The sequence below is a fragment of the Buttiauxella gaviniae ATCC 51604 genome (genome assembly GCF_001654835.1).
GTDB lineage: Bacteria > Pseudomonadota > Gammaproteobacteria > Enterobacterales > Enterobacteriaceae > Buttiauxella > Buttiauxella gaviniae.
In genome coordinates this window covers 1-6,312 of record NZ_LXEP01000058.1, presented here as the reverse complement: position 1 = coordinate 6,312, position 6,312 = coordinate 1, and the positions used below count along the sequence as shown (strand labels likewise).

The 6,312-nt window shown below is 45.9% G+C and carries 2 protein-coding genes; both read right to left on the bottom strand.

What is annotated here, in order from left to right; genetic code table 11:
* Positions 1–21 precede the first annotated feature (21 nt).
* A complete protein-coding gene (locus tag M977_RS23295) occupies positions 22–657 on the bottom strand; it encodes a helix-turn-helix domain-containing protein (RefSeq protein WP_064519403.1) in 636 nt (211 codons plus the stop codon).
* 155 nt (positions 658–812) lie between these two features.
* Positions 813–5,642: a C2 family cysteine protease gene (locus M977_RS23290; RefSeq protein ID WP_064519401.1), complete on the bottom strand. Its 4,830-nt coding sequence runs from the start codon at positions 5,640–5,642 to the stop codon at positions 813–815.
* Positions 5,643–6,312: the final 670 nt, after the last annotated feature.

Genomic DNA, 6,312 nt, shown 5'->3' with positions numbered 1-6,312 from the left:
ATACAACCCGCGCAGTTGGGTTCAATAATACCTTGGCAATTCATTCATATGTAACAAAATACCTCTTTTGGTTGCAATATAGTTCCCGTCATTTAAAGTTTTCAGCATTTTTGTGATAGAGCTTCTGGAAATATGATGCCTTTTGGAAATGTATTCATAAATCGATGTTTCGCTTCTTTCATTTTCCTGCATCGCCCAGATTTTTTTAAGGCAGCAGCGCATTATACTGTAGTTATCTACGCACTGGTCGTTTTCTGCACGCCACTGGGCTGTTAATGACAGATAGTAAGACAAAATGATAGCAATAGATTTCCAGTGCATACCCTCATCAAGCAAGACTTCAAAGCGTTCTCGTTTGATAAGCGTAACGATAATATCGTCTTCACAAGACAAGAAATGGCCATCAATATTGACACCATCACATAGACTGGTTAAGCCAAATATGAATTTATGTGAAAAGTTATAGAGAAGCTTAGCATTCTGCGTGTGCTGAATAGACACTCGCCCTCCTTCAACAAGATAAATTGAATCACCCGACGATAGTTGTGGGTCAATAATTGCACCCGGCTTTAAATGTATGGCAATCAGATCGTTGCTGTTTTTAACTAAACTAAAAATGCGCTCAATTTCTGCCATAGGCACAACTGGATTTCCCATAATCAATTTTCCTTACGATATGTTCGTGACAAAAGTAACACCTGTATGTCTGTTCACTTTTCTCTGCGAGTACCGGGTGAACGATGTCACCCGGCGCTCTCAAAAGATAAACTCACGCAATTCCAGTATGTTTCTCTCAGTTTATTGATTAACCATTATGCATGTGATGCGACCAGGCCTGCATTCGTACTAGAAAGCAAAGCAGATGCGGTGGCTAAAGGTGCAGCTGAAACAGGAGTGACAGTCGCCATGGCATTGATCAGTTGCCCTGCAATGCCGCTGGCTCCGTTCGTGTTGGCATACCCAACCGTACTCACTCCACCTTCCCACAATTGATCCATTGAGGCCTCAAAGGTTCCATTAAAGCCACTTTTTGAGTCAGCACCCCACGGATTGACGACAATAAAATTGTTGGTACCCGTATCAAATCCCGTTATTGCTAACATATGGCCAGAAACTAAATCTGTGTTGCCATTCAGTGAATCCTTGGTGCTTAAGAAACTTTCGATTTCAGCCGGTTCACCACTCAGGACCGCAGTTTTTAAAGACTCAAAAACAGTGCTATTCCAGTCAGTTTCAGTGTAATAACTTGCCTTGAAGGATGTGTAGGAATCACCCGTGAGTTGTTGCAGAGTAAATAAGTTACCGCCACGAATGGTGCTGTAATCATTATCGCCACCACGGTATGTGGTACTAAATGTCTCAAAAGCACGTTCAATAATGGCACCCCAGCTTGAGTTATCTGAACTTTCCCCCATCTGGTATGTATTGTTATTTACCGTAACCCAGTCGGCGGTGCCATTATTAAAGAACCGCACGCTGTAGGTATCGTTGGTATTCTGTACAATAATTGATTTTAAATAGTCTGGCGTAGTACTCGCTATCGCCATTAACGGCGCTAAGAGATAGCAGTCCCCGAAAACACCCTGGTGAATATCGCTAACAGTCGCGGTCTGGTTGGCAAACAGTGGGCGACCCGTCACGTGATTTGATGTGGATCCTTGTGGCGCATTCCCCCCGTCCATCCAGGCTGTCAGAAGCTGAGTGAACTGTGTGGCTGAAGACCCGGCACCAAGATTACCGATACGAACATTGCCGCTTGCTGAAGCCCAGTCAACTGAAGCGCCATTTGCCCCCGTCACCATTCCATTCACCACCGAATATAGTGATGACCCCGTCCCGCAGACACTGCCAATATTCTGCACGTACTGGGTTAAATCGTTATATTGCGCCGCAGTGAGCCCGCTGGTTAATGAAGCAGCGAAGTTTTTTAATACCGTTTCAATAGCACCAAAGCTAAAGAGTGAATGATTGTTTATGGCAGCCGTTTGCAGGATGCTTTTCAATCCAGAATCGCTGATGCTATTCATTAACGAACCTGTGGAGGTCGCCGAGGTTGACAACAATGTTTGTTGGCTTTGTGATAGCAAATTCAGCTGCGCCGGGGTCAATAACGGAGCAATAGACAGCAAATCATCAGCATTGATGGATACCAGTTGGCTGGTGAGTGTTGCGATATGAAGTGGATCTAATCCAGCGATAGCTGCTGGCGTCATCGCTGAAAATTGGCTACCAGAAATAGCCCCTAATGCCGGGATAGAGAGATTATTCAAAAAGGCTGCTGATAGTTGTGACAGGCGGTTACCCAAAGATTGCATTTGCGCAGGTACCACTCCGCACGCAGCAGAAGGTGATAGCCAGTCAACATGGGTCATTGCTGATATTTGCGCGGCACTTAATGTTGACATTTGTTGTGCAGAAAGCCCGGCATACTGAGTTTGTGTCCAGCCAGTAATAGCTGATACAGGCAAAGCAGAAATATCCAGCAAACCAAACTGGTCGCTGCTCAGCGAAGTTAAGTGCGTCATTGCGCTAACCTGCGCAGCCGTTAATGCAGAAAGATGTGCATTATCAAGAGCCGCCAAATTTGCCGTACTGATGTTGTTCAACTGAGTGGTGCTTATCGCTTGGAATGCAGTGGTATTTATGCTGTTTAATGCAGCGGCTGAGAAACAACTAAAGCTTGTCGTGATGCCCGCTATCTGCCCTGCCGTTAAAGCGGCAATATGGACATTATCAAGCGCACTCAAATTTGCCGCACTAATCTGCCCAATCTGCGTCGCAGTCATTGCCTGGAACGCTGTTGTGCTTAAATTATTAAGCCATCCCGCAGTGAACCAGGACATGCTGATACTAATGTTCTGTACCTGATCGGCAGTAAAGGCACTGGCTGCGATATCAGGCATCCACGATGTATGAAGCATCGCCTCAATTTGTGCGGGCGTTAAGGTAGAAATCTGTAAAGCTGTTAGCCCCTGATATTCAGTCTGACTCAAAGCGCTAATAGCCGAAGCCGACATCTGGGAAATATTCAGTAAGCCAAACTGGGCACTACTCAGTCCACCCAGGTTCTTCATTGAACTTACCTGCACCGGGCTTAATGCAGAAAGATGGGCATAATCCAGCTGGCTTAATGTTGTTGGGCTTATTTTATTTAGCTGCGTTGTCGTAATGGCCTGCAATGCCTGGGTATTCAGACTGTTAATAAATGCTGCTGAGAACTGAGAAAAATCAGTGGTGATTGCCGGGATCTGACCTGAAGTGAAACCACCAATCGCAGCCGCAGGGATCCAGTCAGGATGCAGTAAAACCGCCTGTACTTGTGTGGCCGTCAATGAAGCGATTTGTTGCGACGAAAGCGTGGCGTACTGGTCCTGGCTCCAGCCAGTGATTTGCGCGACTGACTCCCACGAAATATTAATTAGCCCCTGCTGATAGGCGCTCAGAGCGGCAAGATGAGTCATACCGCTCACCTGGCTGGCGGATAATGCTGAGAGATGTGCAGCATCCAGTCCACTTAACGCCTGGACACTAATCTGATTAAGTTGCGAGACTGACAGCGCCTGAAGTGCCACCAAACTCATATTATTCAACACGGATGCCGGGATCTGCGAAAAATCCTGGCTACTGGCTGGCAGCCATTCAGGATGCTGCATTGCCTGGATTTGAGCAGAGCTTAGCGTCAGCATTTGCTGCGCGGTAATTCCTGCGTATTCCGTCTGCGTCAACGCGGCAATTTCTGATGTTGACAGCCCGGAAAGATCTAACAACCCAAACTGGGCGCTACTCAATACCGTTAAATGGGTCATGGCGTTGACTTGCGCTGCGGTTAATGCCGATAAATGGGCATTATCCAGTCCTGTAAGCGCTGATGTGGTGAGCTGATTAAGCTGGGTTGCGGTAATAGCCTGCAACGCCTGGCTGCTAAGGCCGTTAATAAATGCCGCCTGGAACACCGAGAAGTCAGTCGCAAGTGCTGAGATTTGTCCTGCGGTTAAGCCGCTGATGGCCGAAACCGGCACCCAGTCAGGGTGCTGTAATACCGCCTGAATTTGTGCGCTACTCAAAGAAGCGCTCTGCTGGGCTGACAGTGTGGCATAGTTAGCCTGCGTCCAGCCGGTAATATTCGCGACTGACTGCCCACTAATATTTAATAATCCAAGTTGCAGGTTGCTTAGTGCAGATAGATTTGTCATTGCAGCAACTTGCGATGCGGTTAATGCAGACAGTTGCACGTCATTTAACGTATTGAGTGTTGCCGGGCTAATTTGATTGAGTTGAGCGGCTGAAAGTGCCTGCAAAGCAGAGACATTGAGGCTATTTAGCCAGCGGCTTGAAAACTGCGAAAAATTAAGACTAATAGCGGGCATTTGTGCTGCCGATAAGCCATTCACCGCGGCTACAGGTATCCACTCCGGGTGCTGTAATGCCTGAATTTGTGCAGCACTTAAAGAAGCAATCTGTTGTGCCGTTAATGTCGCGTACTGGTTCAGGCTCCAGCTACTAATGGCTGAAACTGACTGTCCGGATAGATTAATTATTCCCAGCTGCTGACTACTCAGGGCCGATAAATGGGTCATTGAATTAACCTGGTCTGCCGTCAATGCTGCCAGATGGGCATTATCCAGGTTTGCCAGCGTTGATGTGCTCAGCGCATTAAGCTGTGTAGCAGAAAGCTTCTGAAGTGCCGCAACACTCAGGTTATTGATAAATGTCGCGGGCAGTTGCGAGAAATCGACGCCACTTCCCAACCACTCCGGATCCTGCAATGACTGAATTTGCGCGGGACTTAATGTTGAGATTTGTTGGTTGGTCAGCCCTGCGTATTCCGTTTGAGTCAGATTTGCTGTGGTCGATACCGACAGTGCAGAAATATTAAGTAATCCAAATTGTGCACTGCTTAGTGGTGTGAGATCAGCAAGGGAATTGACTTGTGTTGCGGTGAATGCCGTCAGATGATCGCTATCCAGCGCCGTCAAGGTTGCAGCCGTAATCTGGCTAACTTGTGAAGTCGTGATCCCCTGAAAAGCTGAAACGGTCAAATTGCATAGCCACGTGGCAGAAAACTGTGAAAAATTCAGCGGGATAGCGGGTAGCTGTGTGGCATTAAAACCGGTAATGGCAGCAGCTGATAAGTCCGTCGGGTTCTTCAGGGCCTGAATTTGTGTGTTACTCAAAGAACTGATTTGCTGTGCGGTAAATGCGGATACCTGGGTCTGGCTCCAGCTTGAAATCTGAGATGCAGACATACCAGAAATATTTAACAAACCAAACTGCCGGGCCGATAAACCGTCCAGCTTATTCGTATACGCAACCTGAGCGCCCGTTAAGGCCGCTAAATGCGCGTCATCGAAAAGGCAAAGAACGGGTCGGGTCACTGAATAAAATTGACCAGGAGTCATTCCCTGCAAAGCCGGGAGACTTAAATTGTTTATCCATTTTGCAGAGCAAGAATGAAGGCTCGCAAGATATGGCATTTGTGCCGCTGTAAACCCACTGACTGCAGCAACAGGCACCCGTTCCGGATATACCATCGCCTGAACTTGAGACGTGGTCATTTGGTTAATAAAATCGGCCGTCAGTAAAGCGTAATCGGCTGAAGTCCAGCTATTAATGGAATTAATATCAGGCATTACAGTTGTCATTTATCTCTCCGGATAAGAATGTTTTTCGTGGAAACGCTGTATTTGCTTGCATCCATGAAAATTCAAAAGCGGAGATAATAACGCCTGAATATTGTCCATTAAGTTGTTGGTCTTGCAAAACAACAACGTGTTGATGCTAACCATGAATTAATGATTTCACAACACCGCATAAACATTTTTTTATTTTTTTATTGACAATACCCAATTAAATACAAACAACATTAAATGCACACTTAAGTTGTGGTTATTAATTAGCGTGGTAATGTTTATTTATTTTCCTCCCGACCATAAGCTAACCCCCTTGGTATATAAGAAGGGTCAGTCCAGATAACAGACATACACAAAACAAACTAATGTTATGCTCACAAACCAAACGCAAAGGATCTTATTAAATGCGTAAAATTACGCTATTAAAATATTTTTTTGACTTTTGACAGTCTGTTAATGTCATGATACTTATTCACGCATCATTTACATGTATTTACTTTCGTACCTTCTTTTCGTAAACATAATTCATTTTTGATCGGTGGTTTCTTTATGGGTAGCGGTTTTTTCTGTTTACAGGTCATTGGTGCCTTTCATCAGGTGGTGGTTGACAAGGTTAACCTGGCGCACCAGTTTGCAGGCGACCTTGAGACAACACCTGAAGGGCAACCTAAATTTGGTCGTC